We start from the raw sequence: 25,149 nt of genomic DNA, 5'->3' as shown, positions 1-25,149 counted from the left end.
CATGTTTGAAAAACTCATTCGCGCAGCCATTGAGCACCGATGGTTGGTGTTGCTGGCGGTCTTTGGTATGGCTGCCATTGGCGTATTCAACTACCAAAAGCTACCTATCGATGCCGTCCCGGACATCACCAATGTCCAAGTGCAGATTAACACCCAAGCGCCGGGATATTCCCCTCTGGAAACCGAGCAGCGGGTGACTTACCCGATTGAAACCGTGATGGCGGGTCTTCCCAATCTGGAGCAGACCCGTTCCTTGTCGCGCTACGGGCTGTCGCAAGTGACTGTAATTTTTAAGGATGGCACCGACATCTACTTCGCGCGCCAGTTGGTCAACGAACGCATTCAGGAGGCCCGCGACAAACTGCCTTCTGGTATTACTCCTGCGATGGGGCCCATATCGACAGGATTGGGTGAGATTTACCTCTGGACAGTCGAGGCCAAGGATGGTGCGAAAAAACCTGATGGCCAGCCCTACACGGCCACCGATCTGCGTGAGATTCAGGATTGGATCATCAAGCCGCAGTTGCGCAATGTGCCCGGCGTGACGGAAATCAACTCGATAGGTGGTTTTGCTAAGGAATACCAAATCTCGCCGATACCCGAGCGACTGGCATCCCTGGGTGTCACCCTGCAGGACATCGTGACGGCTCTGGATCGCAACAACGGCAACGTGGGAGCGGGTTACATCGAAAAGCGCGGTGAGCAGTACCTGATTCGAGCCCCCGGGCAGGTCAAGACAGTTGAGGACATCGGCAATGTCATCCTCAGCAGCGCGGGTGGTGTGCCGATTCGTGTGCGTGATGTGGCCGAGGTCGGCATCGGACGTGAGCTTCGCACCGGTACTGCTACGGACAATGGCCGTGAAGTGGTGCTGGGTACCGTCTTCATGCTGATTGGCCAAAATAGTCGAACGGTTTCGCAAGCTGTCGACAAGAAGATGATTGAGATCAACCGCAGCCTGCCCGAGGGCGTACACGCGGTGACCGTCTATGACCGTACTGTTTTAGTGGACAAAGCCATCAGCACGGTGAAAAAGAACTTGATAGAGGGCGCGATTCTAGTGATCGTGATCCTGTTCATATTCCTCGGTAACATCCGCGCCGCCGTCATCACAGCCACCGTGATTCCCTTATCGATGCTATTCACCTTCACAGGGATGGTGAATTACAAGGTCAGCGCCAATTTGATGAGTCTAGGGGCGCTGGACTTCGGCATCATCATTGATGGCGCGGTGGTGATCGTCGAGAACTGTGTTCGCCGTCTTGCCCATGCGCAAGCTCACTACGGCAGGCCATTGACGCGCTCAGAACGCTTTCACGAGGTGTTCCTTGCATCCAAGGAGTCACGACGCCCGCTATTGTTTGGTCAGTTGATCATCATGGTGGTGTACTTGCCCATCTTTGCTCTGACCGGCGTCGAAGGGAAGATGTTTCATCCGATGGCGTTCACGGTGGTGGCGGCGCTCGTGGGAGCCATGATTTTGTCGGTAACCTTCATTCCGGCTGCGGTCGCGCTATTCATTGGCAACCGTGTCAGTGAGAAAGAAAACTTCTTGATGGTGAAAGCCAAGCGTTGGTACGGTCCCTTGCTAGATCGCGTAATGGCAGCCAAGGCTGTAGTGTTGGCTACCGCAGCCGTGGCAGTGGTGTTGTGCGGTTTGATCGCAACGCGTATGGGCAGCGAGTTCGTGCCCAGCTTGAACGAAGGAGACTTCGCCATTCAAGCCCTGCGCATTCCTGGTACCAGTTTGTCGCAGTCGGTGGAGATGCAAAAACAACTGGAAGCAACGCTGAAAGCCAGGTTTCCCGAGATCGACCGTGTCTTTGCGCGCACTGGAACGGCGGAAATAGCCTCCGATCCCATGCCGCCAAATATTTCGGACGGCTACATCATGCTCAAGCCGATGTCAGAATGGCCTGAGCCGCGCAAGTCACGCGACGAGTTGCTGGCCGCCGTGCAAGAGGTAGTGGGCAAGATACCGGGTAACAACTACGAGTTTTCCCAGCCGATCCAACTTCGATTTAATGAACTCATCTCAGGGGTGCGCAGCGATGTGGCGGTGAAGATCTTCGGTGACGACATGGATGTCTTGAACAAGACAGCCGAAGAAGTCTCGTCCAGGTTGCAGAAAATCCCTGGCGCGTCAGAAGTGAAGGTGGAGCAAACCACAGGATTGCCGATGCTCACGGTCAACATTGATCGTCAGAAGTCTTCACGCTACGGATTAAACGTGGCTGACATCCAGGATGCTGTGGCCACGGCCATCGGGGGACGTGAGGCCGGTACGCTGTTTGAAGGCGACCGTCGATTCGACATCTTGGTGCGCTTGCCAGAATCATTGCGCAACGACCTTGAAAGCATGAAACGCTTGCCGATTCCTTTGCCGCGCGGTGCGGGCGTTGTCGAAGGACGAACCAATTTCATTCAACTGGCCGAAGTGGCTAGCTTCGAGCTGGCGCCGGGGCCCAATCAGGTTAGCCGCGAAAACGGCAAGCGTCGCATTGTGGTGAGTGCAAACGTGCGTGGCCGTGATGTCGGTTCCTTTGTGGCCGATGCGGAAGCTGCTTTAGCACAGGTCAAGATCCCAGCGGGCTACTGGACGAGCTGGGGCGGTACTTTTGAGAACCTGCAGTCGGCGACACAGCGTTTGCAAATAGTCGTCCCTGTGTCGTTACTCCTGGTCTTCGTATTGCTGTTTGCAATGTTCGGCAACGTCAAGGATGGAATGCTGGTATTTACCGGCATTCCATTTGCGTTGACCGGTGGCATTCTGGCGCTGTGGCTGCGTGACATCCCGATGTCGATTTCTGCCGCAGTGGGTTTTATCGCCCTGTCAGGTGTTGCTGTGCTCAATGGCCTCGTGATGATCTCCTACATCCGCAGTCTGCGAGAGGATGGAACAACCCTGGACGCAGCCATCCGCGAGGGTGCGTTGACTCGTTTGCGTCCTGTATTGATGACAGCCTTGGTGGCGTCATTGGGCTTCATTCCAATGGCCATCGCCACGGGAACCGGCGCCGAGGTACAGCGTCCTTTGGCCACTGTGGTGATTGGCGGCATCCTGTCTTCCACATTGCTGACGCTGCTCGTGCTTCCGATTCTGTATCGGCTGGCTCATCGTCCAGACGAGGAAATGGAGGACGTCACTGCCGAACCGTTACATCCACAGGCTGTGGCCACTTCGCAGAATTCATAAACGAGTCTTTTGATCTGATTCTCAACCTGTACCTTTGAAAGGAAAACTCATGAAACTGATTTCGACCACCTTCGCTTTGGTGTAATTGGCATCAGGCGTCGTATTCGCTGTGGACAAACGTCACTATTGTCCCGTTATTATGTAGCAGATGATCACCAATAGGCCGCAGACGTCCTATTGGTGAAGATTTCGCCTTTCCGGCTTCCTACCAAATTCCAATTCATCAGAATGTAACCCGTATTCCCCTTGGAGATGCCCTTTTCCGATGCTCAGGGGTCATTTTTCCCCATGGCAGTGGAACAGAGGCTGTGGTCAAACAGTCACGATTCCAATATACTATGATTTCATAATTATGGAATAGTTAAAGTCATGAACACACTGGATATCGTCAAGTGCCTGTCTGCATTGGCCCAAGAGACCAGGCTTCAGATTTTTCGAGCCCTCGTTGTTGCGGGGCCTGAAGGGATGACCCCTGGGCTTATCGCAGAGCAGTTGGGCTTGGCAGCGGCAACGTTGTCGTTCCATCTCAAAGAATTGACCAATGCTGGTCTCATCGGGCAGCGACGGGAAAGCCGTAACCTGTTTTACAGCGCGAATTTCGAGCAGATGAATCACCTGCTTTCTTTCCTCACAGAGAACTGCTGCGCAGGCCAACCCTGTGCAACCGAAGTCGCCAATCAATGCGACTGCTGAATCCAAGGAGAACCCCATGAAGCGATTTCACGTACACATCAGCGTAGAAGACCTGAGCAAGAGCATCGCCTTTTACTCAAAGCTGTTCGGCATCGAACCAACGCGAACAGAGACAGACTATGCCAAGTGGATGCTGGAAGATCCACGGGTCAACTTCGCAATCTCAACCCGCGCTGGCAAAGTGGGGCTGGACCATCTGGGCTTCCAAGTGGATGCAGAATCTGAATTGGACGAAATGAAAGACCGCGCCAAAGCTGCCGACATGGCGCTCGTCAACGAAGGCGAGACCACCTGCTGCTATGCAGCCAGCGACAAGTATTGGCTCACTGACCCCCAGGGCATTGCGTGGGAACAATTCCATACCCTGGGCAATATTCCCGTCTTCTCCGAAAAGCAAGCCACAAGCGCCAGCGCATGCTGCGCCCCAAAACTGGCGGAACCCGTCAAGGTGGAGTTGCCCAAGAAGACCATCCCCATCAAAGGCAGTTGCTGCTAAACCCTAGAGGAACGCACCATGTCAGACCGTATTTTCAACATTCTGTTCATCTGCACAGGTAACTCGGCCCGGTCTATCCTGGCAGAGGCCCTTTTGAACCACATGGCGCGTGGACCTTTCAAGGCCTATTCTGCTGGAAGCCACCCCGCAGGCGCGGTGAACCCCTATGCGCTCAAGACGCTTGAGAAGTTTGGCATTGACGCAAGCGCTGCACGCAGCAAAAGCTGGGATGAGTTCGCCAAGCCCGATGCGCCAGTGCTGGATTTTGTAATCACGGTCTGCGACCAAGCGGCTGGTGAAGTTTGCCCAGTATGGCCTGGTCAACCGATACTTGCTCATTGGGGTGCTCCTGACCCGGCCAAGGCAACGGGAACTGACGAGGAAATCATGTCGCAGTTCGCCAAGGTGGCTGGACTACTTCGTCACCGCATTGACCTCTTTCTTTGTTTACCCATTTCAAAACTCGAACGACTGGCTTTGGACCAGGCTGTTAAAAACATCGGACAAACTGCACCATGACAACCCGCGTACTCATTCTCTGCACCCACAACTCAGCCCGTAGTGTGCTGGGTGAAACAATGCTTAATCACTTGGCAGTCAAGCTGGGTAAAGACGTTAAAGCCTACAGCGCTGGCAGCTCGCCCAGGGGCCAGGTCAATCCGTTCGCGTTGAAGGTGTTGGATTCAGCAGGACTTGATACCAGCTACGTCCGCAGCAAAAGCTGGGATGAGTTTGCAGCAGAAGAAGCCCCCAAGATGGACATCGTCATCACGGTGTGCGACAGCGCAGCAGCAGAAACCTGCCCCTACTGGCCGGGCGCTCCAGTCAAAGCACACTGGGGCTTTCCAGACCCATCAAATGCAGAAGGTGGTGAGGCCGGTAAGACTACGGCATTTGAAATCACCCGTCAGGCCATCGGCTATAAGCTCCTGCAACTTCTGGCACTGCCGTTGGAACAACTGAGCAGCAGTGAACTGCAAGTTGCCCTGAATGACATCTCCAAGTCATAACCCTTATGAACACTAACCTTCGTCTTCGCCTGCTGAGCGAATTGGTAGGCACAGCGCTGCTGCTGTGCATCGTGATTGGTTCAGGCATCATGGGCGTTAATCTATCGCAGGGCAATGACGCCATCGCTTTGCTGGCCAACACCATGGCCACGGTGTTTGGGCTGTACGTGCTCATTGAGCTTTTCGGGCCGATTGGCGGAGCACACTTCAACCCGGTGGTCACCGCAACCATGGTACTGCTCAAACGTCTGCCAAAAACCGAGTTTCTGCTGTACCTGCTGGCCCAGCTCGCTGGTGCTGCTCTGGGGGCATGGCTTGCCAACGTGATGTTCGGATTGGAGCCGATTCAGACATCGACGAAAATCCGAGAGGGCCTGGGAATCTGGGTGGGTGAAATAACTGCCACGTTTGGCTTGCTTACGGTGATTCTGCTGAGCAATTCGCAACGGATTTCATCGCTAGTGGCCGCGTACATTGGCGCGGCCTATTGGTTCACCTCGTCCACATCCTTTGCGAACCCAGCAGCCGTATTCGGTCGCATGTTTTCCGACACCTTCGCCGGGATAGCCCCTGAAAGCTCAATGCCATTTGTTCTGGCGGAATGTCTGGGTGCAGTTTTAGCCCTTGCCTTGTTCAGCCTGATGGGTCTAGCAAAGCGATAGAAGCCAAAGGAAGGATCTCTGAACAGTCCGACAAGTGCACTTGATGGGTTCGAAGATTTTTCATGGTCGCCACTATCTGAGGAACTGCCCATAGTGATCGCTTTGAATTAGAAATATTCGATCCGAAACACGTCAAAAAGTAGAGACCGTCCGGCATCAACCAATGCCGCCAATTATTGTTGACTCGACGGAACGGATGAGAATTGTGTCCCGCTATTCGGCTGGCTGGTTGGACGTAAATTCAGAAATCGATTTCTTGCATTGATGGTGTCTCCGGCTTTTTTGAACCGAATCGAAAAATAGCGGTTCAACGACTGTTCGCACTCACTGGGCGAATTTGGGGATGTCAGACAGAGCTTGGCTTCACAGGCTAGTCGAACGTCTCCCTCTAGCACTTGAGGAGTGTTTTCCTCTGACCAACCCGTGTTGAACGCCATGCTGGCAACCAGCAGAAACTTAAATCGCTTCATTGTGGTTACTCCAGAATTTGAACGAAATTCGAACGGCTGTGGGTCTTAGTAACAACTGGTTTCACTCTGACAGTAGTGTCTTTTGGGCTCTGAGTTTGCGGTGTTGAGGGTGGGCTCTGCTTGAAAATCACCCACGGTTTTGAGTCTGAATCGTTGCGCTGAGTCGATCCAGGCTGAGTGGTTTTCCGGACTTCGATCTCATCGGAGCTAGAGCTGATGGGCTGGATCTTGAGGACCACGGGTCGGTTGTTGTTCAGTGCTGTATCCACTACCTTTTGGACATAGCTGGGCTGGCCTGGTGAATCGGGTTTGAAGCCTCGGATGAAATTTCCCGAGTAATAACAACTCAACGCTGCTCTCAGGGCGACTTGTTCGCCCATGTCTTTGGTGGTGGCTTTAGCATAGCAGTCGACCAGAATCGCTGCGCCTGTTCGAAGGTTCCGGCAGGGCTCAAAAATGGATGCATAGCTTTCACCATACTTCGCTAGGTTGTGTCGGTTGACTTGGCTCAGGCCCAAGGAGAAGTTGAAGCCCTCCTTTTCCAAGCGCCGAGCCGTGGCAACCGCTTCCTCCATGGATTGGGGCTGTCGATTCGGGGATGTTTTGAGAACTCATGGTTATCGGCATACGTCGATGGTCCTCGTAGGCCTCGATTTTCTTGAGCCACTTGCTTTCAGGAAATTAGTCTTATATTTTGCACGCAAAGGCCCACCAACCAGCTACGCTGTTATTTGACGTGGATTGTCACGCTTGACTGACCTCATCATTCCCGCACAGCTGACGACAACAATTATGGGTAATTGAAAGGTTGGCTGGCAGCTAGAAAATCAGCCTCCACTTACATCTCCAGGGAAGCTGACATTTCTGTGACTTGGCGATCGGTCGCGTGGCTATGATTGGGGCAACAAGTTCAACACCAGCCAAGCAGTATGCGCATTGATGATTTGTTTACCTCTCAAGCTCTGTGTCACACCCATTCCCGTCAGCTTGAGCTTTGCCTGAACATGGCAGCTCACCATTCGGTCGATGAGCTGTTTCATGTGGCGCAGGTCGCATGTCTCTTTGCTCAATAAAGCCAATGCATCTTCCGACATCTCAACATGTCGGTAATTCGCCTTGAGAAAGTTGGCGATGATGGCCCGGCGTTGCTCTTGGCTCGGGTAGCCCACGTTGAAGGTTGTAAATCGCGACAGCAGTGGCGGCGAGATCAAGCTTGCATCATTGCAGGTGGCCACGTAGAAAACTTGCGAGGCATCAAATGGAAGGTGACTGTATTCATCTCGCACATGCCTGGCGGTTTCAGGCTCCAGCAATGCCAGTAATGCACCACCCACCGGAAAGCGGCCGTCGAAATCGCTCATCTTGTCGATTTCGTCCAGCAACAACAATGGGCTGGCGGATTTGCCGCTGCTCAGCGTCTTGAACAAAAGCCCCGGTTGGCCGTTGCCCCACTTCTCACTAGTACCGGTTAAAACTCCCGCCATGCTAGTGGCTGCCAAGTTGACGAAGTCGTACTCTGTATCCAATGCTTTGGCCAGGGCCTGGGCATATGCGGTTTTACCGCAGCCCTTGGGACCATTGAGCAAGATCGGTTGAAGGCACCGCCGGTGGTGATGCTTAAATCGCCAGGCGCTCATCTGATCGATCAACCGCTGGGTCACAGCCTGAAAGTTGGGATACGTATCCACCAAGGCTTCAAGGCGCCGCAGTCTAGCCGCAGTAGCGGTGATGGTTTGTCGATAACCATTGTTTTCCGCGATGTGTCGCACCAAGCCTTCAATCATGTCTTTGCGCTCTCTTTCCGCATCGTAGCTATCGACTAGGCGGCGCGCGGCTTGCGCTGTGAAAACACGATATTGATTGGGATCTTTGCGCTGAAACCGGGGATCATCACTCATGCAGGAATCAATCAAAAACTCAAGATCGCCTCGTCCTTGCACGCCAACAAAAAAGTCCCTGGGGTTACCAAGTACTTCAACGGTTGGGCTCGCCTCCGCGTCTCGGAAACCATGCTCATTGGCGGCGGAAGAGTGCCTTGAATGTTTCACATGGTTACTCAAAACATTGAACACAGCGGCCCGCTCCGATTCATTGAGCTCAGCAAAATGCTTCGGAAAATAATTGCCTGTGATGTACCGCGCCATGACCTGGTTATAGTCCTCCGACCGCACCATCTCGGCCATAACCTTGGTTCTCCACCCCTTAACAAACTCTTTTAAGGCGGACTCATCTTGAACTGGGATCAAAAGGCCAGTGCGCTCGTGTTCACGATAACCCTCAGGGATTTCTGTGTCGCAGCGATATTCACGCGTACTGTGAAAACGCTCGCGAGATGCCGAATTTCCTGTACTCATGGTTATACCCCCTTGCCGGTGGTGGCTGATACAAAACCAGCCTCAACCAGAATGCTGGGTTGCTTCAAGCAGTCGGTTCTGGCACTTTTACAATCGGCCTCATGCATGACAAAGCTCTCAACGGTTTTGCGCTTGCGCACACCCGACTGATCATGCTGGCGTTTGACGGCACAAATGGCGTGCTCTAGCTCAATTTGCCGTGCCTCGGGGTAGGTGACTTGGGTGGCGCAAGCCGTGGCGATCCACTTGAGCATCGTCTGCTCGTGACCAATGAGCTGACAGTTTTGATTGCCAATGTAAGTCCCGTGCGCAAGGCAAATGTAGTCGTGCACCTTTCCAAGGTCGTGCATTAGCGCTGCCAACAGGGTTAGGCTTACATCCACCACCTCATTACAGCGCTGCACAGCCAGTAGCACATGGGCTACGGTCTCTGCGGTATGCACCAACAGGCCACGCTCGTAGCTGTGGTGGTTTTTTAAGGAAGCGGGGTAAGTCAGAAACTTGTCCCACCTGGTTCCTTGGCCTAACACCGCCATGTACAGCGCCTTGTCCTCTGGGTTGAGGTGATTGAACACCGCGCTTAAAAACATACAAATCTCGTGCAGGTTCAGACCTTGGTGAACGAGTGCCACTTGGCCAGCAATCGCAGTGCTCTTGGGCATGAGCAGACCCGCATAGTCATAGGGATTGAGATCATTGGGCACCGAGCACTGCGGTGGGGCCTCTTGTGAAGTGATGGCTGGAAATTGCTTTAGCGCTTGTGCCTCGTCCTCGCCAGCAATGTGAACTATTTCACCGCTTTGCCAGATTTTCTCGGTCACCTTCCAGAACCGTTGGATGAAGATACTGGCGATAAACGCACCCGTGACTGCGCAATACAGTGGCACACGGATAAGCGCATGCTGGCGCTTGTAGGCTGCGGCCTTATCCGGAGAATGGATGATCCGAGTACTGATCCAGAAAATACTGCCGAACGCACCCACCGTCACACCCGTTTCAGGCAATACATCTTGCAGTCCCTTGAGTTCATACAGATGCGGCGCTGAGGCTTTGCTCAGCACGGAGCCGCCTCCAAGCAGGTGTGCGTTTACTGGCTGAAAGTGATGCTCAGGGTTATGCGCACGGTAGGCGGACTTTATCTGGGTATCGACATGACAGTAGCGGTTCACGTGCAAACAGGCAGTACCCAGTGTGTTGTTCTTCGATGTGTTGAGGTTTTGAGAATTCATGATTATTCGTCCTTGTTGTTATAGTTTTGGAACATGGCAAGCCAGGGGTTTTTGAGATCGATGTTGGCGCCGTGGTGGATCGGATTCACCTCTCCTTCGGATTCAGACTGCACCTCCATTGGCTGAGTACGCAAGGCGACAGCTGAGTCCGATGTTTGCGCTGCCTCATACGGGGATGACCCATTGGATGAATCCATTCCGGAGCCTTGCGCCTTGGATCGACTTGCCTTTTGTTGTGCGATTGGCGGCTCGCTCTTTTGCGCCTTGCGCTGACGATTGGAAACAGCGCCGGGCGGCAACTCGACTTGGGATGAGTGATCAGCTGGAGGTGCGCCAGGAGACCCAAAATTTGCAGCCAGCATGCGTTCAAACGCCGAGCCATCACGCCGCGTCAGGTTGGGCACATAACGCGAGTACACTTTGAACAGCATTTCTGTGGAGGAATGCCCCATCTGAAATGCAATCCATTCTGGCGACTCACCAGCAGCCAACATCAACGTGGCGAAGGTGTGCCGAGTTTGATACGGAGTGCGCGGTTTTAGCCCCAATGAGCGCAACAGGGGATACCACACCCGATTGCTCATATTGCGGTTTGTGAGCGGCCCACCATTGGCATTGGCAAACACGTAGACAGATCGGTTTCCCGTCATTTCCCATTGGGCGTTGAGGGCCTCATACACCTGGGGCGAGATTCGGATGTCGCGATTGGAGCCCGCAGTTTTGGGGGTCTCTTCATAACCCTCAACCACCGTTTCACGAATCGTGATGATCCGCTTCTCAAGGTCGACGTACTTCCATTTCAGGCCGTGAATTTCACCCGGACGCATGCCTGTGAAAAACTTGGTGGCAAAGTAGTTGCGGAAGTCCGGCCGACAGTACTTCAGGATCAGCTCCACCTCCTCCAGCGTAAAGGGATGCACATCGGTTTTTTTGATGCGCAGCCTTTTGATGTTTTGGAAGGGAGTGTTAAAGTTGAATCGATCAGCGGCTTCACTCAAGATCTGGCTTACAGATGTCATCACATGATTAATCCGAGAAGCTGACATTGTTGTTCCTGGTTTTTTGCCCGGGGCTTTGGCGAGAACTGAGCGAAATTCCAGAATGTCTTGTTTGGTGATACTGCTGATCACCTTGGTACCGAAGTGCGGCCTTAACCACTTCTCCAAGGTTTCTTGTTTGGTTCGAAGGTTCGATCGCTTCCAGATTGACTCGTTTTCTGCGATGAACTTCTCTGCAAACTCACCAAAGGTGGGATGTCCAATTGAGCTGGGGGGCCCTACTGGTTGCATCACCGGTTGCTGAGCCATCGGGATTGAAACCGTGCCAGGTATCGGCATGCGTTGATGGTTTTCAAGGGCCTCGATTTTTTCCAAAAGGCTACTGTTTGGAAAATAGTTTCGATAACAAAATTGCCCAGCCTTGATTTCTGACTCAATTAGATTCATCAACAGCTCCAGCTTGAGTCGATTCTGTTTGGTATCTGCCAAGACAGATCGCTCTCTGCAGCGCTCTCCCAAATACCTAAAATCAAGGAATAGCTGACCATTGTCTTTTCTTGCTCGTACGCTTCCCATAGTGACTCCCTAGTAGCCCGAGGCCATCAATTTGGTGGACGCCGCTTTTTGCATATCGGCTTCAATTACTTCCCAGATGTACAAAATTTTCCGACCGCCAAAAGGACGAAAATAATGGCGCCCCTCCAACAAAACTGAATCTTTGAGACGATCGCGAATAGTTCGGACGTCATATTTGATCCGCACTGATAGCTCTTCTGTGGTTAAAAAAGTTTGTGACATACAGCCTCCATTAGGTTAAACTTTTTTCACTTCAGATGATTTTTATTCATCCTGGATGACATAATGCCATCCAAAATTTCATTTGTCAAGCATTTTTGTCATCCTGAATGACATTTGGACGTCTAGAATGATTAAATGCCACCTATCAAGGCTCATGGGCGAGCAAAAACTGAAGGTCATTGACGTGGCTAGAGCCACTGGACTGCACAGAAATATGATTACCTTGCTCTACAACGAGACTGCGACCCGGATTGATTTGGCCGCGATTGAGGCTCTGTGCAAGCTGTTCAATTGCAAGGTCGGTGACCTGTTTGAACTAGTAGATGAACAGGGCTAGAGGCTATGTGCGGCCGATATGTTCTCGAAGGGCCAATTTCTCGTTTGACAGAATATTTCGATGCGCGCTACACCGAAGATGAAAACCTATTCAAAAACAACTACAACATCGCGCCTACCACCCAAGTGCCCGTGGTGCGAATCAATCGCAAAGGCGAGCGCGTGATTCTGAATCACGTGTGGGGCCTCATACCGCATTGGGCCAAAGACAAAACAGGCAGCGCAAAACTAAACAATGCACGCGGCGAATCTGTGCATGAAAAGCCGTCGTTTCGCACCGCTTTCAAAAAGTTTAGATGCCTGATCCCGGCCAGCGGTTACTACGAATGGCAAACACCCCCCGAAGGCAGTGACCGCCGCAGACAACCTTTTTACATTCACCCCGCGCATACGCCCTACTTTGCCATGGCTGGGGTTTGCGATCACTGGCTAGATAAAGTGACCGGGGAACTTGTGATGAGCACCGCGATAGTTACCACCGACCCGTGCCAGAAATTGAAAGAGGTCCACGACCGCATGCCGGTGATGATTCCACAGGCCGAGTGGGCGGACTGGTTAGACCCAAGAAATCAAGACGTAAAAGTATTGAGGCGATTGATTATGAGCAGCAATGACGTGGGTTTTCACGCAGTAGGGTTTGGAGTGAGTGCAGTTGGGAAAAGCCGACTGGATCAGGAGGAATTGATTAAGCCGCAAGCTGCTGAGTAGGCTTAAATAATCGAGGTGCTGCTTTTCGGGCGGAGCGGTCGTTAGCTGGCTCTCTGATTTTGGGCGGCAAGGGGTCAGTGACCTGCAGTTCACGGATCAGCTGCGCATTTCTGTTCTCTTCGATATTTTTTGATAAATCAAACTGATTTGAGGAGTTACACCATGAGCAAGTCAAACAAACTCAGCTCAGCAGTTGTTGAAAGCTTAAAAACAGAATCTGCCATAGAAATTGCTAAGGAGTATGCCGAGATCGGTCTGGATTCAGTGCTTTCAGACGGGTTGCTAAAGGACATTCCAGTTGTTGGCACCCTTTTAGCGCTCGGTAATATGGGGGTAAGTTTTAGTGACCGACTCCTAGTCAAGAAGCTGCTGAAATTCCTGAGCGACTTTCAGACTGTGAGTTCTGAGGAGCGAACAGAGATGGTGTATAGGTTAGAATCCGATTCATCATATGGAAGAAAGGTCGGCGAGCACATCATCGAGCTTCTGGATCGACTCGAATCGCACCTCAAGCCCAGAATGGCAGCTTTTGTTTTCAAAGCCTACTCAGCATCGCGGATCGACGGAGACATGCTTCACCGCCTGAACCATGCTATCGAGACAATTCCCTTATTTGAGGTTCAAAACGTTAGAAAATTTAACGATGCTTCCGAGAAGGAACAGCTTAAATTCGATCCAACTTCACTTCAAACATTTGTAAACGCCGGGCTAGCTCATGTTCTATCGGGTTTTGGTGCGCTGGTGTATCAACCGAATAACGTTTGTGCCATGTTCTTGGCTCTAGATCTTGACCGTATTGACAACTAACAATGCGTTTGAGCAGAAGTGCGAACACACTGGCGGTTTAGAGCAAGGGTCAGGAAACGCAAATATAACAACGACTACATCGCCGCCTGGGTCGGAGCCACTACTGGCAGCCCTGTGCTCTCGTGGGATATATTCAGGTGGGCACAAATTGGCGCATATGCTCGAAGGCATAACCCTCTATCATGGCTGGAAGAAAAACCGTTGCGACTGAGTAACGTTGAAAAGGCCCAAGAGGACCTGCCGATCCAACTCCCTTCGAACCAAAAGGCTGACATCTGATTGCCAATCCCCAAATATGGCGAAGTGAACCTTATCCGAATCTAGGGCCGCGAAAGCTTTTTTGATTTCGACAATATTCTGCGTAATGTGCGTTGTGATCCATGCGCCTTGTAGTTGAACAGCTGGATCGGCTGCTTTGAACTTGTCCTCAAGACCTTTGAACATCAAATTGTGATTATGCTGGGGTGCCGGTAGCTCACCGTTTTGGGCAGCGTTACGCGCTTGCTGGATGAAATCTGTCGTGCGACTCTTTACGTCTAGCAGGATAAGTCGGCCTCCCGCTTGTAGGGCCCAATCGACCGTTTTGTTGCCTGGCCCATATCCGGACACTTCGTAGTCGACAGTCAAAGTGAACGGCAGGCGGCACACAGGCATCATCTCTGACAACGCGGTGGGGTGCTTGCTAGGATGATTCAAGGCCGCTAGGTAGGCAGCGCGTTTCTTTACCGGCACCCATCGCGCTAACGCTCCTGTTGCCAAAAGGAGTTCATTGACCGGCAGAAACATGTGGGTACCAAAAGTCAGTTGGTCGTCGAGAATGAACGGCTCGCCAAACTCGTATCGCCAAAGGCCCGTGGAAGTGTCCAGGAAGCCGGGTGAGTCGATCAACGGGCTAGGCAGTAACTGGATTAGTGTTTGGGCCTCCTGCGCTGCCATTCCAAATGAAGCGGCTGCGTCCAGCAGCAACAGTTTTAGCGGCGCCTTGTCTCCAACGACTTCCGGAAATAGTTGGTCAATGTACATGTTGTTTATGCAATTCGGTAGGCAGGCACCAAGTTCTAGAGTTTCATATTAACTGCCTTTTTTATTGACTTGGCTAGCTGTCTCCAAATGATGAACATGGAACTCGATGCCAAAGGTCAGCGCCATGATCGACTACTCCCAAAGTTTCGAAGTCTGCTGTTGCAAACAACCCAGACGTTTCCATCTGTCAGCCCCAAAGTCCGCTCCGGCCGAAAAGCCGACGACTCGAGTTGCTTGCGGTAGCGCCGATTGACCCTATTTCAGATTAAGCTAGGGGCATCAAACTCTCTACCGCGATTCAACTGAAAATCGAGTTTAAGCCAATACCTCGCTTGCTATGGGCACAAGAATTTCCATATGCGGGCCAATACTCTGGTGCCCACTGTGCCCAAAAAGATGGGCACAAGATGGGCACAAGGGCACAAGCGGAAGGTTCAGAAATTAAGAGAGATGGAAGCAGTAAAAACAAAAAAGCCCCGACCAGCGGGGCTTTCAAGCATTTAATAGTTGGCGCGGCCGGCGGGGATCGAACCCACGACCCCTGGCTTCGGAGGCCAGTACTCTATCCACTGAGCTACGGCCGCGCAAGCAGCCCGTAGTGTACACCAGCCGTGGGATCGGGGATACTTGCGGGTAACGGGTCTTGCCATAAATTACCCCAACAAATCGACCGTCCTATCATGTCCAGCCCAGCCACCGAAACCAAGGTACTTCCCCCCACCCGGCCCAAATGGGTCAAAGCCCTGCTGATTGCCCTCGGCGTATTTGTTCTGCTGCTGGCCTTTGCCTGGCTGGCACTGCCCAGCCTTATTCAGTGGCAAGCGCCCAAGTTCATCCAGAACAAGTCGGGCCACGCCCTGGTGATGGGCAAGCCTGAAATCAACCCGCTCAAACTGTCCGTTCGCGTGCCTGCGCTCAAGCTGTCCAAGCCCGATGGTGAGGAACTGGTGTCGTTCGACAGCCTGTTTGTGGATGTGTCGGGCACCGACCTGCTGACCGGCACCATTGCGCTGGACACCGTGGACCTGCAAGGCCTGCACCTGAATGCGGCCCTGCTGCCCAACGGCGAGCTGAACTGGACCGACCTCATCAACGCCTTCAAATCGAAAGAGCCCGAGCCCGACCAGCCACCGCCCAAGTTCAAGCTGGGCCACCTGAACATCGACAAGGCCGCCATCACGGTGGAAGACCGCCGCACGCCCAACGGCTTTAAAACCCGGCTGGAACCGCTGGCCTTGGAGCTGCACAACCTTTCAACCCTGGCCAACAGCCAGTCGGGCGACTTTGAGCTGGACGCCAACACCTCGTTTGACGCGCAGGTGCAGTTGAAGTCGCAAATGAAACTCGCGGTGCCCGCCTTCACAGGCACCCTGGCGGTGAAGAACATCAACCTGGCCAAGCTGGACGCGCTGCTAAAGCCCCTGCTGCCCACAGCCCCACCCACCGGCACGGTGAGCACCAGCGCCCAGTTTGACGTGCAACTGGCCGATGGCAAGCCGGTGGTGCACATCACCAACACCGAGCTAACGACCGAAAACCTGGCCGTGGCGGCCAAGGCGGGCAAAGCCTCGGAAAATCTTGCCCTGGCCAAGCTGGCCGTGAAAGGCGTTGAATTCCACCTGCCCGACAACACCGCCAAGGTGGGCCGTGTTGAGTTGGGTGGCCTGCAAGGCAGCTACGCCAATGGCAAACCAGCCCTGGCCTTGGACAGCATCACCGTGGGCGAAGTGGATGTGAAGCTGGGCGAGCAGCATGCCGAGGTGGGCGACGTGGCCTTGAGCGGCTTGAACCTGGCCTTGAACCGCGACAAGGCGGGCCAGCTCAACCTGATGGACTGGGTGAATGCCTGGGTGCCCAAAACGCCTGATAAACCAGCCGAAAACCCAACCAAAAACACCACCCCCGCCAAGCCCTGGACCTGGGCCGTGGCTGGCGTGAAGCTGGACCAATCGGCCGTGAAGTTCACCGACGACAGCCTGCCGGCGGGTTTTGCCGTGGGGGCATCCAACATTGCCGTGGCCACCCAGGGCTTGAGCCAAAACCTCGACAAACCCCTGCCCTTGCAAGCCAGCCTGAATCTGGATTCTGGCGGCCAAATGGAGGCCAAGGGTACCGTGGTGGCCACCGCCCCCAGCGCAAGCCTGCAACTGGCGGTGAACAATGTGGCCCTGAAGGTGGCACAACCCTTTATTGCACAGCAGGCCAAGCTGGACATGGCCAGTGGCACACTGTCCACCGCAGGCAAGTTCACCTTCAACAGCAAAACCACCGAATACGCCGGTAACCTGGCCATCAACGATTTGCGCCTGAATGAGGCGGGCACCAAGAAGTCGTTTCTGGCCTGGAAAAGCCTGTCCACCCCAGCCTTCACGGCCAGTACCAAAGCAGCGCGCATTGGCCGCTTAAACCTGAAAGGGCTGGACACGGCGGTGTTGATTGCCAAAGACAAGTCCACCAACATCAACCGGATTTTGGTGACTCAGCCAGGCTCACCCAATGAGCCTGCAAAACCGAAGAACGAAAAACCGACAACCGACAAACCTGCTGGCCCACCCGCCTATGGTGTGAGCATTGACCGCTTCAACATTGTCGACAGTGAGTTGGACTTTGCCGATGAGTCGCTGTTCATTCCCTTTGGCACACGCATTCACGGCTTGAATGGCAGCCTGACGGGCTTGAGCAACCTGCCAGGCACCCGCGGTGAAGTGGCCCTGAAAGGCGATGTGGACGACTACGGCCTGGCCCAGGCCAACGGGCAACTGGACCTGTTTGACCCCACCAATTACCTCGACCTGAAGGTGAACTTCCAGAACGTGGAAATGACCACGCTCACGCCCTATTCGGCCACCTTTGCCAACCGCAAAATTGAGTCGGGCAAGCTCTCATTGAACCTGGAATACAGCATCGACAAGCAACAATTGAACAGCACCAACCAGGTGCTGATCGACAAACTGAAACTGGGCGAACGGGTGCAAAGCCCGCAGGCGGTTGACCTGCCGCTGGACCTGGCGATTGCCATTCTGGAAGACAGCGACGGCCGCATCGACCTGGGCATCCCGGTAAAGGGCAGCCTGAACGACCCACAATTCAGCTACGGCGCAGTGGTCTGGAAAGCCTTCACCAATGTGCTCACCAAAATTGTGACTGCGCCTTTCCGGGCCCTGGGCTCGCTGTTTGGTGGCGGTGAGGAAGCCTTGGGCAATGTGGCCTTTGACCCCGGTGTGGCCAGCCTGTCGCCCCCACAACGCGAAAGCCTGAAAAAGCTGGGCACCGCCCTGCAAAAGCGGCCCAACCTCACCTTGACCGTGAATGGCACTTGGGCCAACAGCGACAAAACTGCCCTGCAAGCCCAGCAACTGCGCCGCGCAGTGGCCTTGCAAGCCGGTGACAAACTGCAAGCCGATGAAGATCCAGGCCCCATCGCATTGCAATCACCCACCGTGCAAAAGGCACTGGAAGCCCTGTTTACCAAACGGCTGGGCGGTGGCGAACTGGCCTCGCTGAAAGCCGGTTACCGCGAGGCCAACCCGGGCAAACTGGAACAAGGTGTGGCAGGCCAGGCACTGAGTGCAGTCACCAATCTGTTCAAAGACACGCGCAAGCTAAGCCCGCAAGAAGTGGCCGCGCTAAAGGGCAAAGACTTTTATGCCGTGATTGCCCAAAAGCTGCAAGACAGCGAGGTGGTGACCGATGCGCAATTGGCTGCGTTGGCCAAAACCCGCCAGGACAAAGCCCTGGAAGGCCTGACAGCAGCAGGGCTTACCGCCGAGCGGGTGAAAGCCGGCACCCCCAAACAGGTGGAACCGGAAGACCCGAAAACCGTGCCACTGAACCTGGACATTGGAACGGCCAAAAAAGGCTGAAGCACCACGCCACCAGCGCTGCAGGGGCGGGTTAGCCCGCCCCCTCTTTTGGAGCGTCCCGCAAGCGGTGGACCCACACTTACGTGATGGTTGGGCACGCCGGCTTTTGCAAGAATAGGCCATCCGATCTTGCACAAGGCTGGTTTCCCAATGAGCATTCGCGCACCCCACCAAACCCTGTACCGCCCCGTGGCCAAGGTTCAAAGCTACGAGCGCGAAGTGTTTTTTGAAACGTTGGGTGCCTGCTGGGCCTTAAGTGCCCGCAACGTGTCTGGCCAGTTTGCCATCCAACTGCACATTGATTTGTCTCGCGTCAACCTGCTGTACGGCATTCCCGCCCATCAATTGACCGACACCTTGCTACTGGATTTTTTGCGCACCTTCCAGGCCCGCAATTTGCGCCTGAATGCGGAATGCCGTCACCAAGTGGTGCACAACGCCCTGCAAATGCTGGATGGCATGACCGAGTCAGACTTCCTGAATTTTTCAACCGCATTTCAAGATGCAGTGGGCCAGATTTTGCAGCACCTGCCCAGTTGGACACCCGAATGCATGCGCGTCAACATGGCACTGAAATACTACGGCATGAACCTGATTGAAAGCCGCATGGAAAGCCAGGCCGCCAAGCGCCACTATGCCGAACTGCTCGCCAATTACCTGCAAACCACCCAAGCGGTCTTTTTGTTGGAGCACCGCCTGTCACCCATGTTCTGGTAACAGGCTGGCCGGCTGATTTAACCGGCTTATTCCACGCGCTGGCGCAAGTGCTGGCGCATCACCATTTGCAGTTCCAGGTACACCTCGGGGTCGTTCAGCAGGTTCATGTGGTGCTTGTGCGAAAATGCCAGGCGCTGCGCACGGCCCGTGTCGTCGGCCAGGGCCGACTTCACCGTCACCAAACCATCGCCCACCGTGTTGGGCAACCAACTGCCAGTGCTGTCGCCAATGGATGAGCCAATCAGGTGGAACATCACATCATGACCGTCGTGGGTTTTCAGGGGGCCCAGGCCGTCTTTCAAATCCCGAATGCCGCGTGAACGCACACCCAGCACCCGGCCCAAGGGTTTGGACAATTCAAAGCGGTTGAACAACTGCTCGCCAGCCGCAGCCAAACGGGCCAGTGGCGCGCCATCGTGTGGGGAGCCCAGGCACACCACATCGCGTATGGCCCGGCGCAAAATCAGGTCGTCATGGTCAATCATTTCGACCAAGGCACGGCTCACCAGCCCGCCCATGCTGTGGCCCACCAAGGTTACACCGTCCACCGCCACCGGCCAGTTGCGTACCAACTTGTTCAGCAGGCGCTTGAACTGGCGGGCATTGGCTTCAATGGTTCGGCCAGTGTTGTAACGCAGGTGGAGTGCCGTCAAGGCAAAGTCTTCTTCCAGCCGCACAGCATAGGGGCGGGTTTCCGGCCGTGCCGGGTCCATGTACAGGTTCCAGCTGTCTTCGTTGCAACACAGGCCGTGCACAAATACCACCAAGTGGCGTGTGGCCTGCGGAAACTGCTGCATCAATTCTTCTTGCGTGGTGCCCACCAACTGGCCATGGGCATACAGGCCCATTTTCACTTCCATGGGGTTGCGCGTGGCGGCCAGGTGGTCGCCAAACACACCGTTGATGGCACTAGAAATGGCAGCCACCCGCTTGCCGGTGGTGTCGCCTGGAATGCCGGGCACCGGCACGCGAGCCACCTGCTCCATCAACTCACCGCCCAGGGCTTCATCAATAATTTGGGGCGAAGACAAGCTTTGATTGGCTTGGCGAACCACCCAGGCGGCACCGGAAAACAGGCCTTTGCCCGTTTCGCGCACGGCGCCGTACACCAGGTCGGTGATTTCGTTGTGCACCATTTCCACTGGCTTGCTGGCCGATATGGTGGCGGTGCCCACCGCCTTGAAGGGAATGTCGGCAATGGCCCGGTGAAACTCATGCACGCGGCTGGCGGCTTGTGCAATGGTGTCGCCCACCAGCATCAATGTGCCTTCCAGCGTTTCGGCGGCGGTGGGGTCGCCACGGCCACGTTCGGTGGCACCCTGGTCTGCGGCTTGTTCAGGCTTGTCGGTGTTCATGCTGGGCTCACTCCCTGAGCGGTGGTGTTGTTCTATTGGTGTACAACTGTACACAAACAGCGCATCAGGGTCTAGAAATTCTGTTCTAACGGCCCTTCAGTCAGGCGCCGCCTCAGCGCCCTTGCTGCTGTCTGTATTCAACCGCTTTGGACAAACCAAAGCAATAGGCCCAGTAGATGAATGCAATAAAGACATAACCTTCCAGATAAAAGGCCCGCCAGTGAAGGTCGCCGGACAGCGCCAGCCCCAGCGCACCGGTCAGCTCGAACAAGGCCACAATGGACACCAGCGAGCATTCCTTGAACAGGGTGACAAAGCTGTTGACCACGCCAGGCATGGCCACGCGCAGGGCCTGTGGCAACACCACCAGCCATTGCACCTGCCAGGCGCTCAGGCCCAAGGCCTGGGCAGACTCGGCCTGGTGACGGGGCACCGCCTGCAAACCACCCCGCACCACCTCGGCCAGGTAAGCAGCGCTGAAGAGCGCAATGGTGAAGGTAACCCGGGCAAACAAGTCGGGCTCAACGGATGAGCCCGACACAAGCTTTGGCAATACAAATGCTGCCAAAAACAGCACGCTGACCAAAGGCAAGGCCCGCAGCACCTCAATGTACACTGTGCAGGCCCAGCGAATGGCCCGAAACCGGGACCGGCGCCCCAGCGCCAACCCCACGGCCAGTGGAAACGCACCAGCGAACCCCACACCACTAATCAGCAAAGTAAGCGGCAAACCACCCCACAGGGTACTGCTCACCACAGGCAAACCAGCGCCCCCATGCATGAACCACAGCAGCACAGCGGGCAACGCGGCACCACTGCACCACAACCACCGGCCATGAAGCCAACCCAGCAATGCGGCAAACACCCAGCCGGTCCAGAGCACAACAACCGCGATGGCGCGCCATTGCTCAGCAGGCGGATACCGACCCAACAACATCACGCGGCCTTTTTCGGCCACAACACCCCAACAAGCGCCCTGCCCTTGCCATGCGGTGCACTCGGCCAAATTGGGTGCCCACACCGCATGCCACAGCCCCCAGCGCAACAGGCCATACGCCACCCAGGCCAGCAAGGCCAACCACAACAGGGCAAGGGTTTTGTTCAAGGCGCGGACCATCAAGCACTGCCCCGCATGGCCCGCTGGTTCAGCACGGCCATGCACCCGGCCGCCACTGCACTCAGCAAGGCATACATCACCAACACCAGCACCATGCATTCGGTGGCTTTGCCGCTTTGGTTCATGGATGTGTTGGCCACCGACACCAATTCCGGATAACCAATGGCCACACCCAAGGACGCGTTTTTCAAGAGGTTGAGCACCTGGTTGGCCAGTGGTGGCAGCATGGCCCGCAAGGCCAAGGGGCGAACCACCCACCGCCGCGCCTGCGCCGGGGTTAAGCCCAAGGCCAAGGCCGCCTGGGCCATGCCGGGCCGCACCGACAACACACCGGCCTTCACCAGCTCGGCCACAAAAGCGGCGGTGTACAGGCCCAAAGCCAACAGCAGGGCCAGGTACTCGGGGCTGAGCACCCACCCCCCTTCCACCGCAAAGCGGCCAATGTGGGGCCACTGCACACCCCAACCCTGCGCAGTGCTCACCAAGGTCGGCAAGGCCAGCCCGCTTTTACTCAACAGCACACCGCCGGGCAAGGCCCAGGCTTCGCTGGCCACTGGCAGCCATTGGCTGGCCCCAAAGTACAGGGCCAACACCTGCAACAACAGCGGCACATTGCGCACACCATCCACATACACCCGGGCGGTGCGCCGCCACACCGGGTTTTGCGACAGCAAACCAAAACCGAGGGAAAAACCCAGCACCACCGCCAAAGCCAGCGCTGGCAAAGCCACTTTCAGGGTGTTCAACAGGCCATTGAGAAACACTTGCCAATAGGGTGCGGTGTAGCCCAGCGCCAACCAGCCTTCACTGAGTGAAAAGCCGGCCGGGTCGAGCAAAAAGTTCAGGCTCACGGCGTGAGCCCTTCAGCGCAGTGGGGGCGCATACATCAACCCGCCTTTTGTCCACAATGCATTCAAGCCGCGGGGCAGTTGTAGTGGGGATTGTTGCCCCAAAGTGCGCTCGTACACCTCACCATAATTGCCCACCTGGGCCAGCACGGTGGCCACCCAATCACGCGGCAGGCCCAAGGGTTTGCCAATGTCTTCGGCTTGGCCCAACAGCCGCAGCACAGCGGGGTTGCCACTGCGGGCAGCCTGCGCCAGGTTGGCTTGCCCAACGCCCAGTTCCTCGGCCTCCAGCAGGGCGTACAGCACCCATTTCACAATGGCAAACCAGTCGCTGTCACCACTGCGCACCGCCGGGCCCAAAGGCTCTTTGGAAAACACCTCGGGCAGCACTTCAAAGTCATCAGGGCGCGCGCTTTTGCTGCTCTTCAAACTGACCAATGCCGACACATCGGTTGAAAACGCCTGGCAGCGGCCCGAGAAGAAGGCTTTGTAAGCAGGCTCAAACTGGTCATAGACAATGATTTTGGCGCGAATACCTTGGGTGGCCAGGTAAGTGGCCAGGTTCTTTTCATTGGTGGTGCCCGACTGCACGCAAATTTCGGCGCCGTTCAATTCGCGTGCATGCTTCACCTTGAAGCGCTTGTGAACCAAAATGCCCTGCCCGTCGAAATAACTGATGCCGGTGAACTGCACACCCAGCCCCGCATCGCGGCTGAGCGTCCACGTGGTGTTGCGTGACAACACATCAATTTGCCCGGCCTGCAGTGCGGCAAAGCGCTGCTGTGAACTGAGCGGCGTGAACTCCACCTTGCGGGCGTCGCCCAACACCGCGGCGGCGATGGCTCGGCACACACTCACATCCAGGCCCACCCACTGCCCGTCCGAACCGATCGCTGAAAAGCCCGCCACCCCACTGCTCACGCCACAGCGAACCACACCCCGCGCTTTCACGGCGGTCAGGGTGTCGCCAGCGCAAGCGGGGTTGACGAGTGCGGGCACCAACACCACCAGGCCGATCATCCATAACCAGGTTGCGCGTTTCACGATGCTCATGGGTAATCCATTCGGTTTCTAGTACCAGCTTGACACATGCAATTGCAAACGCCCCAGCCATTCTTTGATCGCCAGCGTGCTGCGCTCCAGCGACTCATACCGGGGCAGTTCTTCCCAGAACTGTGTTTGTTCAGGCACCACCCGGATGTCGCACCGCACAGGGTACACATCAAAACCGGCCTGTTCAAACAGGCGGACTGCGCGAGGCAAGTGGTAGGCAGAGGTCACCAAGGCAATGCTGTGTTGGCCAGGGCCCAACAAATCCCGAGTGTAGCGGGCATTCTCCAGCGTGGTGCGGGATTGTTCGTCCATCAACACATTGTGTGGTGGCACACCCAGGTCCTGCAAAATCGACTGCATGGCAGCGGCTTCCGTGCCTTTGTTGGGGTCGCCGCCAAACTTGCCACCGCTCACCACCACCCGGGCTGACACACCATTCCGATACAGCCTGGCGCCTTCCAGCACACGGTCGCCACTGTTGTTCAGGTCGCCCTGCTCGCGCAAACCGGCATAAGCGCCGTCCACGCCGCCACCCAATACCACAATGGCTTTCACAGGCCCGTGCAGGGGTTTGCCTGCCTGCAGTTGCGCCGCTTCCTGTTCCAATTGAGAAAACAGGTGGTCGGCCACCCGGGGTGTTGAAAACGCCAGCAGTTGGAGTTGGGCCCACACACACAACACCATGCGTGTGTTGGGGCGGCGAACACACAACGTGAAGGCAACCAGGGTCAGGATCACCCACAGGCCGAGTGGGCTTGCGCCCCAAATGGCATATTTCGTCAGTTCGGCCAGCATGCCGCGTCCTCGTCAGATCAAACCCCTGCATTGTAGTGGGCTTGCGCTCGGGTGAGCCTTGGGTACACTCTGGAACTTCAACAACCAACCTTGCCCTTTTCCATGCCCTTTCCCAACCACCAGTTGAGCATGACCGTGCTCATGACCCCCGACATGGCCAACTTCAGCGGCAAGGTGCATGGCGGGCATATTTTGAAACTGCTGGACCAGGTGGCTTACGCCTGTGCCAGCCGCTATGCCGGCATGTATGTGGTCACACTCTCGGTGGACCGGGTTCAGTTTCTGCAGCCCATACGCGTGGGCGAGCTGGTCACGTTTTTGGCCAGTGTGAATTACACGGGCAACACCTCGCTGGAAGTGGGCATCAAGGTGGTGGCCGAAGACTTTCACCAAGGCATTGCCACGCACACCAACAGTTGCTTTTTTACCATGGTGGCCATGAGTGAAGACGGCAAACCTGCACCCGTGCCACAGTTCGTGCCCGGGACTGCCGAGGAAAAAAAACGCCATGCAGCCGCCCTGCTTCGCAAACAACTGCGCAAGGAACTCGACGAGCGGTACGCGGCGGCCAAAGTAGACATGGCCCTGTAAAAAAAGCCCTCCAAACGGAGGGCTTTTTAA

The 25,149-nt window shown here is 55.3% G+C and carries 24 protein-coding genes and 1 tRNA gene; 12 read left to right on the top strand and 13 right to left on the bottom strand.

The window, feature by feature from the left end; all coding sequences use genetic code 11:
• The first annotated feature begins 1 nt into the window (after nucleotide 1).
• The 6 genes from NQT62_RS04500 (at nucleotide 2) to NQT62_RS04475 (ending at nucleotide 6,057) form a co-directional block, all read left to right on the top strand.
• A complete protein-coding gene (locus NQT62_RS04500) occupies nucleotides 2-3,196 on the top strand; it encodes a CusA/CzcA family heavy metal efflux RND transporter (protein WP_256763406.1) in 3,195 nt (1,064 codons plus the stop codon).
• A gap of 369 nt (nucleotides 3,197-3,565) precedes the next feature.
• Entirely contained in the window at nucleotides 3,566-3,889 is a 324-nt protein-coding gene (locus NQT62_RS04495; RefSeq protein WP_256763405.1) for an ArsR/SmtB family transcription factor, read from the top strand.
• Nucleotides 3,890-3,905: 16 nt separating this feature from the next.
• A complete protein-coding gene (locus NQT62_RS04490) occupies nucleotides 3,906-4,385 on the top strand; it encodes an ArsI/CadI family heavy metal resistance metalloenzyme (RefSeq protein ID WP_256763403.1) in 480 nt (159 codons plus the stop codon).
• A gap of 18 nt (nucleotides 4,386-4,403) precedes the next feature.
• A complete protein-coding gene (locus tag NQT62_RS04485) occupies nucleotides 4,404-4,904 on the top strand; it encodes an arsenate reductase ArsC (RefSeq protein ID WP_256763402.1) in 501 nt (166 codons plus the stop codon).
• Nucleotides 4,901-5,395, top strand: a complete 495-nt coding sequence (locus NQT62_RS04480) for an arsenate reductase ArsC (protein ID WP_256763401.1) — start codon at nucleotides 4,901-4,903, stop codon at nucleotides 5,393-5,395. Before NQT62_RS04485 ends, NQT62_RS04480 begins: the two co-directional genes overlap by 4 nt.
• Nucleotides 5,396-5,400: 5 nt before the next feature.
• Nucleotides 5,401-6,057, top strand: coding sequence for an aquaporin (locus NQT62_RS04475; RefSeq protein WP_256763400.1), 657 nt, complete (start codon nucleotides 5,401-5,403; stop codon nucleotides 6,055-6,057).
• Between the two features lie 173 nt (nucleotides 6,058-6,230).
• On the opposite strand, the gene NQT62_RS15490 is transcribed toward NQT62_RS04475, so the two are convergent.
• The 6 genes from NQT62_RS15490 to NQT62_RS04450 all read right to left on the bottom strand — a co-directional run bounded on the left by NQT62_RS15490 (nucleotide 6,231) and on the right by NQT62_RS04450 (nucleotide 11,906).
• Nucleotides 6,231-6,494: a TrbM/KikA/MpfK family conjugal transfer protein gene (locus NQT62_RS15490; RefSeq protein ID WP_370569139.1), complete on the bottom strand. Its 264-nt coding sequence runs from the start codon at nucleotides 6,492-6,494 to the stop codon at nucleotides 6,231-6,233.
• 38 nt (nucleotides 6,495-6,532) lie between these two features.
• Nucleotides 6,533-7,102, bottom strand: coding sequence for a lytic transglycosylase domain-containing protein (locus tag NQT62_RS04470; RefSeq protein WP_256763399.1), 570 nt, complete (start codon nucleotides 7,100-7,102; stop codon nucleotides 6,533-6,535).
• Between the two features lie 315 nt (nucleotides 7,103-7,417).
• Nucleotides 7,418-8,881: an AAA family ATPase gene (locus NQT62_RS04465; RefSeq protein ID WP_256763398.1), complete on the bottom strand. Its 1,464-nt coding sequence runs from the start codon at nucleotides 8,879-8,881 to the stop codon at nucleotides 7,418-7,420.
• 2 nt (nucleotides 8,882-8,883) lie between these two features.
• A complete protein-coding gene (locus NQT62_RS04460; protein ID WP_256763397.1) occupies nucleotides 8,884-10,110 on the bottom strand; it encodes a hypothetical protein in 1,227 nt (408 codons plus the stop codon).
• Between the two features lie 2 nt (nucleotides 10,111-10,112).
• Nucleotides 10,113-11,684 (bottom strand): Arm DNA-binding domain-containing protein, encoded by a 1,572-nt coding sequence (locus NQT62_RS04455; protein ID WP_256763395.1) that lies wholly within the window; start codon nucleotides 11,682-11,684, stop codon nucleotides 10,113-10,115.
• A 9-nt stretch (nucleotides 11,685-11,693) separates the two neighbouring features.
• A complete protein-coding gene (locus NQT62_RS04450) occupies nucleotides 11,694-11,906 on the bottom strand; it encodes a hypothetical protein (RefSeq protein ID WP_256763393.1) in 213 nt (70 codons plus the stop codon).
• A 127-nt stretch (nucleotides 11,907-12,033) separates the two neighbouring features.
• On the opposite strand from NQT62_RS04450, the gene NQT62_RS04445 reads away from it, so the two are divergent.
• The 3 genes from NQT62_RS04445 (at nucleotide 12,034) to NQT62_RS04435 (ending at nucleotide 13,757) form a co-directional block, all read left to right on the top strand.
• Entirely contained in the window at nucleotides 12,034-12,243 is a 210-nt protein-coding gene (locus tag NQT62_RS04445) for a helix-turn-helix domain-containing protein (protein ID WP_256763392.1), read from the top strand.
• A gap of 5 nt (nucleotides 12,244-12,248) precedes the next feature.
• Entirely contained in the window at nucleotides 12,249-12,950 is a 702-nt protein-coding gene (locus NQT62_RS04440; protein WP_256763391.1) for an SOS response-associated peptidase, read from the top strand.
• Nucleotides 12,951-13,112: 162 nt separating this feature from the next.
• Nucleotides 13,113-13,757, top strand: coding sequence for a hypothetical protein (locus tag NQT62_RS04435; protein ID WP_256763390.1), 645 nt, complete (start codon nucleotides 13,113-13,115; stop codon nucleotides 13,755-13,757).
• A 180-nt stretch (nucleotides 13,758-13,937) separates the two neighbouring features.
• Here NQT62_RS04435 and NQT62_RS04430 read toward each other — a convergent pair whose 3' ends face one another.
• Both NQT62_RS04430 and NQT62_RS04425 read right to left on the bottom strand, forming a co-directional pair.
• Nucleotides 13,938-14,780: a hypothetical protein gene (locus NQT62_RS04430; RefSeq protein ID WP_256763389.1), complete on the bottom strand. Its 843-nt coding sequence runs from the start codon at nucleotides 14,778-14,780 to the stop codon at nucleotides 13,938-13,940.
• A 508-nt stretch (nucleotides 14,781-15,288) separates the two neighbouring features.
• Nucleotides 15,289-15,364, bottom strand: a tRNA-Arg gene (locus tag NQT62_RS04425).
• A 96-nt stretch (nucleotides 15,365-15,460) separates the two neighbouring features.
• Here NQT62_RS04425 and NQT62_RS04420 point away from each other — a divergent pair.
• Both NQT62_RS04420 and NQT62_RS04415 read left to right on the top strand, forming a co-directional pair.
• Nucleotides 15,461-18,643 (top strand): DUF748 domain-containing protein, encoded by a 3,183-nt coding sequence (locus tag NQT62_RS04420; protein WP_256763388.1) that lies wholly within the window; start codon nucleotides 15,461-15,463, stop codon nucleotides 18,641-18,643.
• Between the two features lie 150 nt (nucleotides 18,644-18,793).
• The gene (locus tag NQT62_RS04415; protein WP_256763387.1) at nucleotides 18,794-19,360 is read left to right on the top strand and encodes a hypothetical protein; all 567 of its coding nucleotides are present in this window, start codon (nucleotides 18,794-18,796) and stop codon (nucleotides 19,358-19,360) included.
• Between the two features lie 26 nt (nucleotides 19,361-19,386).
• Here the strand turns inward: NQT62_RS04415 and NQT62_RS04410 are convergent, their stop codons facing one another.
• From NQT62_RS04410 to NQT62_RS04390, 5 genes are all read right to left on the bottom strand, one after another.
• The gene (locus tag NQT62_RS04410) at nucleotides 19,387-20,715 is read right to left on the bottom strand and encodes an esterase/lipase family protein (protein ID WP_256763385.1); all 1,329 of its coding nucleotides are present in this window, start codon (nucleotides 20,713-20,715) and stop codon (nucleotides 19,387-19,389) included.
• 112 nt (nucleotides 20,716-20,827) lie between these two features.
• On the bottom strand, nucleotides 20,828-21,820 hold the full coding sequence (locus NQT62_RS04405; RefSeq protein ID WP_256763384.1) for an amino acid ABC transporter permease: 993 nt from the start codon (nucleotides 21,818-21,820) through the stop codon (nucleotides 20,828-20,830).
• A gap of 11 nt (nucleotides 21,821-21,831) precedes the next feature.
• On the bottom strand, nucleotides 21,832-22,683 hold the full coding sequence (locus tag NQT62_RS04400) for an ABC transporter permease subunit (protein WP_256763383.1): 852 nt from the start codon (nucleotides 22,681-22,683) through the stop codon (nucleotides 21,832-21,834).
• Between the two features lie 12 nt (nucleotides 22,684-22,695).
• The gene (locus NQT62_RS04395; protein WP_256763382.1) at nucleotides 22,696-23,733 is read right to left on the bottom strand and encodes an amino acid ABC transporter substrate-binding protein; all 1,038 of its coding nucleotides are present in this window, start codon (nucleotides 23,731-23,733) and stop codon (nucleotides 22,696-22,698) included.
• 18 nt (nucleotides 23,734-23,751) lie between these two features.
• Complete coding sequence (locus NQT62_RS04390; RefSeq protein WP_256763381.1) at nucleotides 23,752-24,528, bottom strand: YdcF family protein; 777 nt, start codon at nucleotides 24,526-24,528, stop codon at nucleotides 23,752-23,754.
• Between the two features lie 102 nt (nucleotides 24,529-24,630).
• On the opposite strand from NQT62_RS04390, the gene NQT62_RS04385 reads away from it, so the two are divergent.
• Nucleotides 24,631-25,119: an acyl-CoA thioesterase gene (locus tag NQT62_RS04385; RefSeq protein WP_256763380.1), complete on the top strand. Its 489-nt coding sequence runs from the start codon at nucleotides 24,631-24,633 to the stop codon at nucleotides 25,117-25,119.
• Nucleotides 25,120-25,149: the final 30 nt, after the last annotated feature.

Source organism: Limnobacter humi (assembly GCF_024518835.1).
In the GTDB taxonomy this organism is placed as follows: domain Bacteria; phylum Pseudomonadota; class Gammaproteobacteria; order Burkholderiales; family Burkholderiaceae_B; genus Limnobacter; species Limnobacter humi.
The sequence above is the reverse complement of the archived record's forward strand: the minus strand, read 5'-3'. Positions and strand labels throughout refer to the sequence as shown.

Bases quoted from the DNA above. Each gene is read 5' to 3' on its own strand.
- NQT62_RS04415 (WP_256763387.1), top strand. From the start codon at position 18,794: ATGAGCATTCGCGCACCCCACCAAACCCTGTACCGCCCCGTGGCCAAG.
- NQT62_RS04390 (WP_256763381.1), bottom strand. From the start codon at position 24,528: ATGCTGGCCGAACTGACGAAATATGCCATTTGGGGCGCAAGCCCACTC.
- NQT62_RS04420 (WP_256763388.1), top strand. From the start codon at position 15,461: ATGTCCAGCCCAGCCACCGAAACCAAGGTACTTCCCCCCACCCGGCCC.
- NQT62_RS04500 (WP_256763406.1), top strand. From the start codon at position 2: ATGTTTGAAAAACTCATTCGCGCAGCCATTGAGCACCGATGGTTGGTG.
- NQT62_RS04410 (WP_256763385.1), bottom strand. From the start codon at position 20,715: ATGAACACCGACAAGCCTGAACAAGCCGCAGACCAGGGTGCCACCGAA.
- NQT62_RS04445 (WP_256763392.1), top strand. From the start codon at position 12,034: ATGATTAAATGCCACCTATCAAGGCTCATGGGCGAGCAAAAACTGAAG.
- NQT62_RS04440 (WP_256763391.1), top strand. From the start codon at position 12,249: ATGTGCGGCCGATATGTTCTCGAAGGGCCAATTTCTCGTTTGACAGAA.
- NQT62_RS04470 (WP_256763399.1), bottom strand. From the start codon at position 7,102: ATGGAGGAAGCGGTTGCCACGGCTCGGCGCTTGGAAAAGGAGGGCTTC.
- NQT62_RS04430 (WP_256763389.1), bottom strand. From the start codon at position 14,780: ATGTACATTGACCAACTATTTCCGGAAGTCGTTGGAGACAAGGCGCCG.
- NQT62_RS15490 (WP_370569139.1), bottom strand. From the start codon at position 6,494: ATGGCGTTCAACACGGGTTGGTCAGAGGAAAACACTCCTCAAGTGCTA.
- NQT62_RS04435 (WP_256763390.1), top strand. From the start codon at position 13,113: ATGAGCAAGTCAAACAAACTCAGCTCAGCAGTTGTTGAAAGCTTAAAA.
- NQT62_RS04385 (WP_256763380.1), top strand. From the start codon at position 24,631: ATGCCCTTTCCCAACCACCAGTTGAGCATGACCGTGCTCATGACCCCC.
- NQT62_RS04450 (WP_256763393.1), bottom strand. From the start codon at position 11,906: ATGTCACAAACTTTTTTAACCACAGAAGAGCTATCAGTGCGGATCAAA.
- NQT62_RS04475 (WP_256763400.1), top strand. From the start codon at position 5,401: ATGAACACTAACCTTCGTCTTCGCCTGCTGAGCGAATTGGTAGGCACA.
- NQT62_RS04395 (WP_256763382.1), bottom strand. From the start codon at position 23,733: ATGAGCATCGTGAAACGCGCAACCTGGTTATGGATGATCGGCCTGGTG.
- NQT62_RS04480 (WP_256763401.1), top strand. From the start codon at position 4,901: ATGACAACCCGCGTACTCATTCTCTGCACCCACAACTCAGCCCGTAGT.
- NQT62_RS04485 (WP_256763402.1), top strand. From the start codon at position 4,404: ATGTCAGACCGTATTTTCAACATTCTGTTCATCTGCACAGGTAACTCG.
- NQT62_RS04465 (WP_256763398.1), bottom strand. From the start codon at position 8,881: ATGAGTACAGGAAATTCGGCATCTCGCGAGCGTTTTCACAGTACGCGT.
- NQT62_RS04455 (WP_256763395.1), bottom strand. From the start codon at position 11,684: ATGGGAAGCGTACGAGCAAGAAAAGACAATGGTCAGCTATTCCTTGAT.
- NQT62_RS04460 (WP_256763397.1), bottom strand. From the start codon at position 10,110: ATGAATTCTCAAAACCTCAACACATCGAAGAACAACACACTGGGTACT.
- NQT62_RS04495 (WP_256763405.1), top strand. From the start codon at position 3,566: ATGAACACACTGGATATCGTCAAGTGCCTGTCTGCATTGGCCCAAGAG.
- NQT62_RS04490 (WP_256763403.1), top strand. From the start codon at position 3,906: ATGAAGCGATTTCACGTACACATCAGCGTAGAAGACCTGAGCAAGAGC.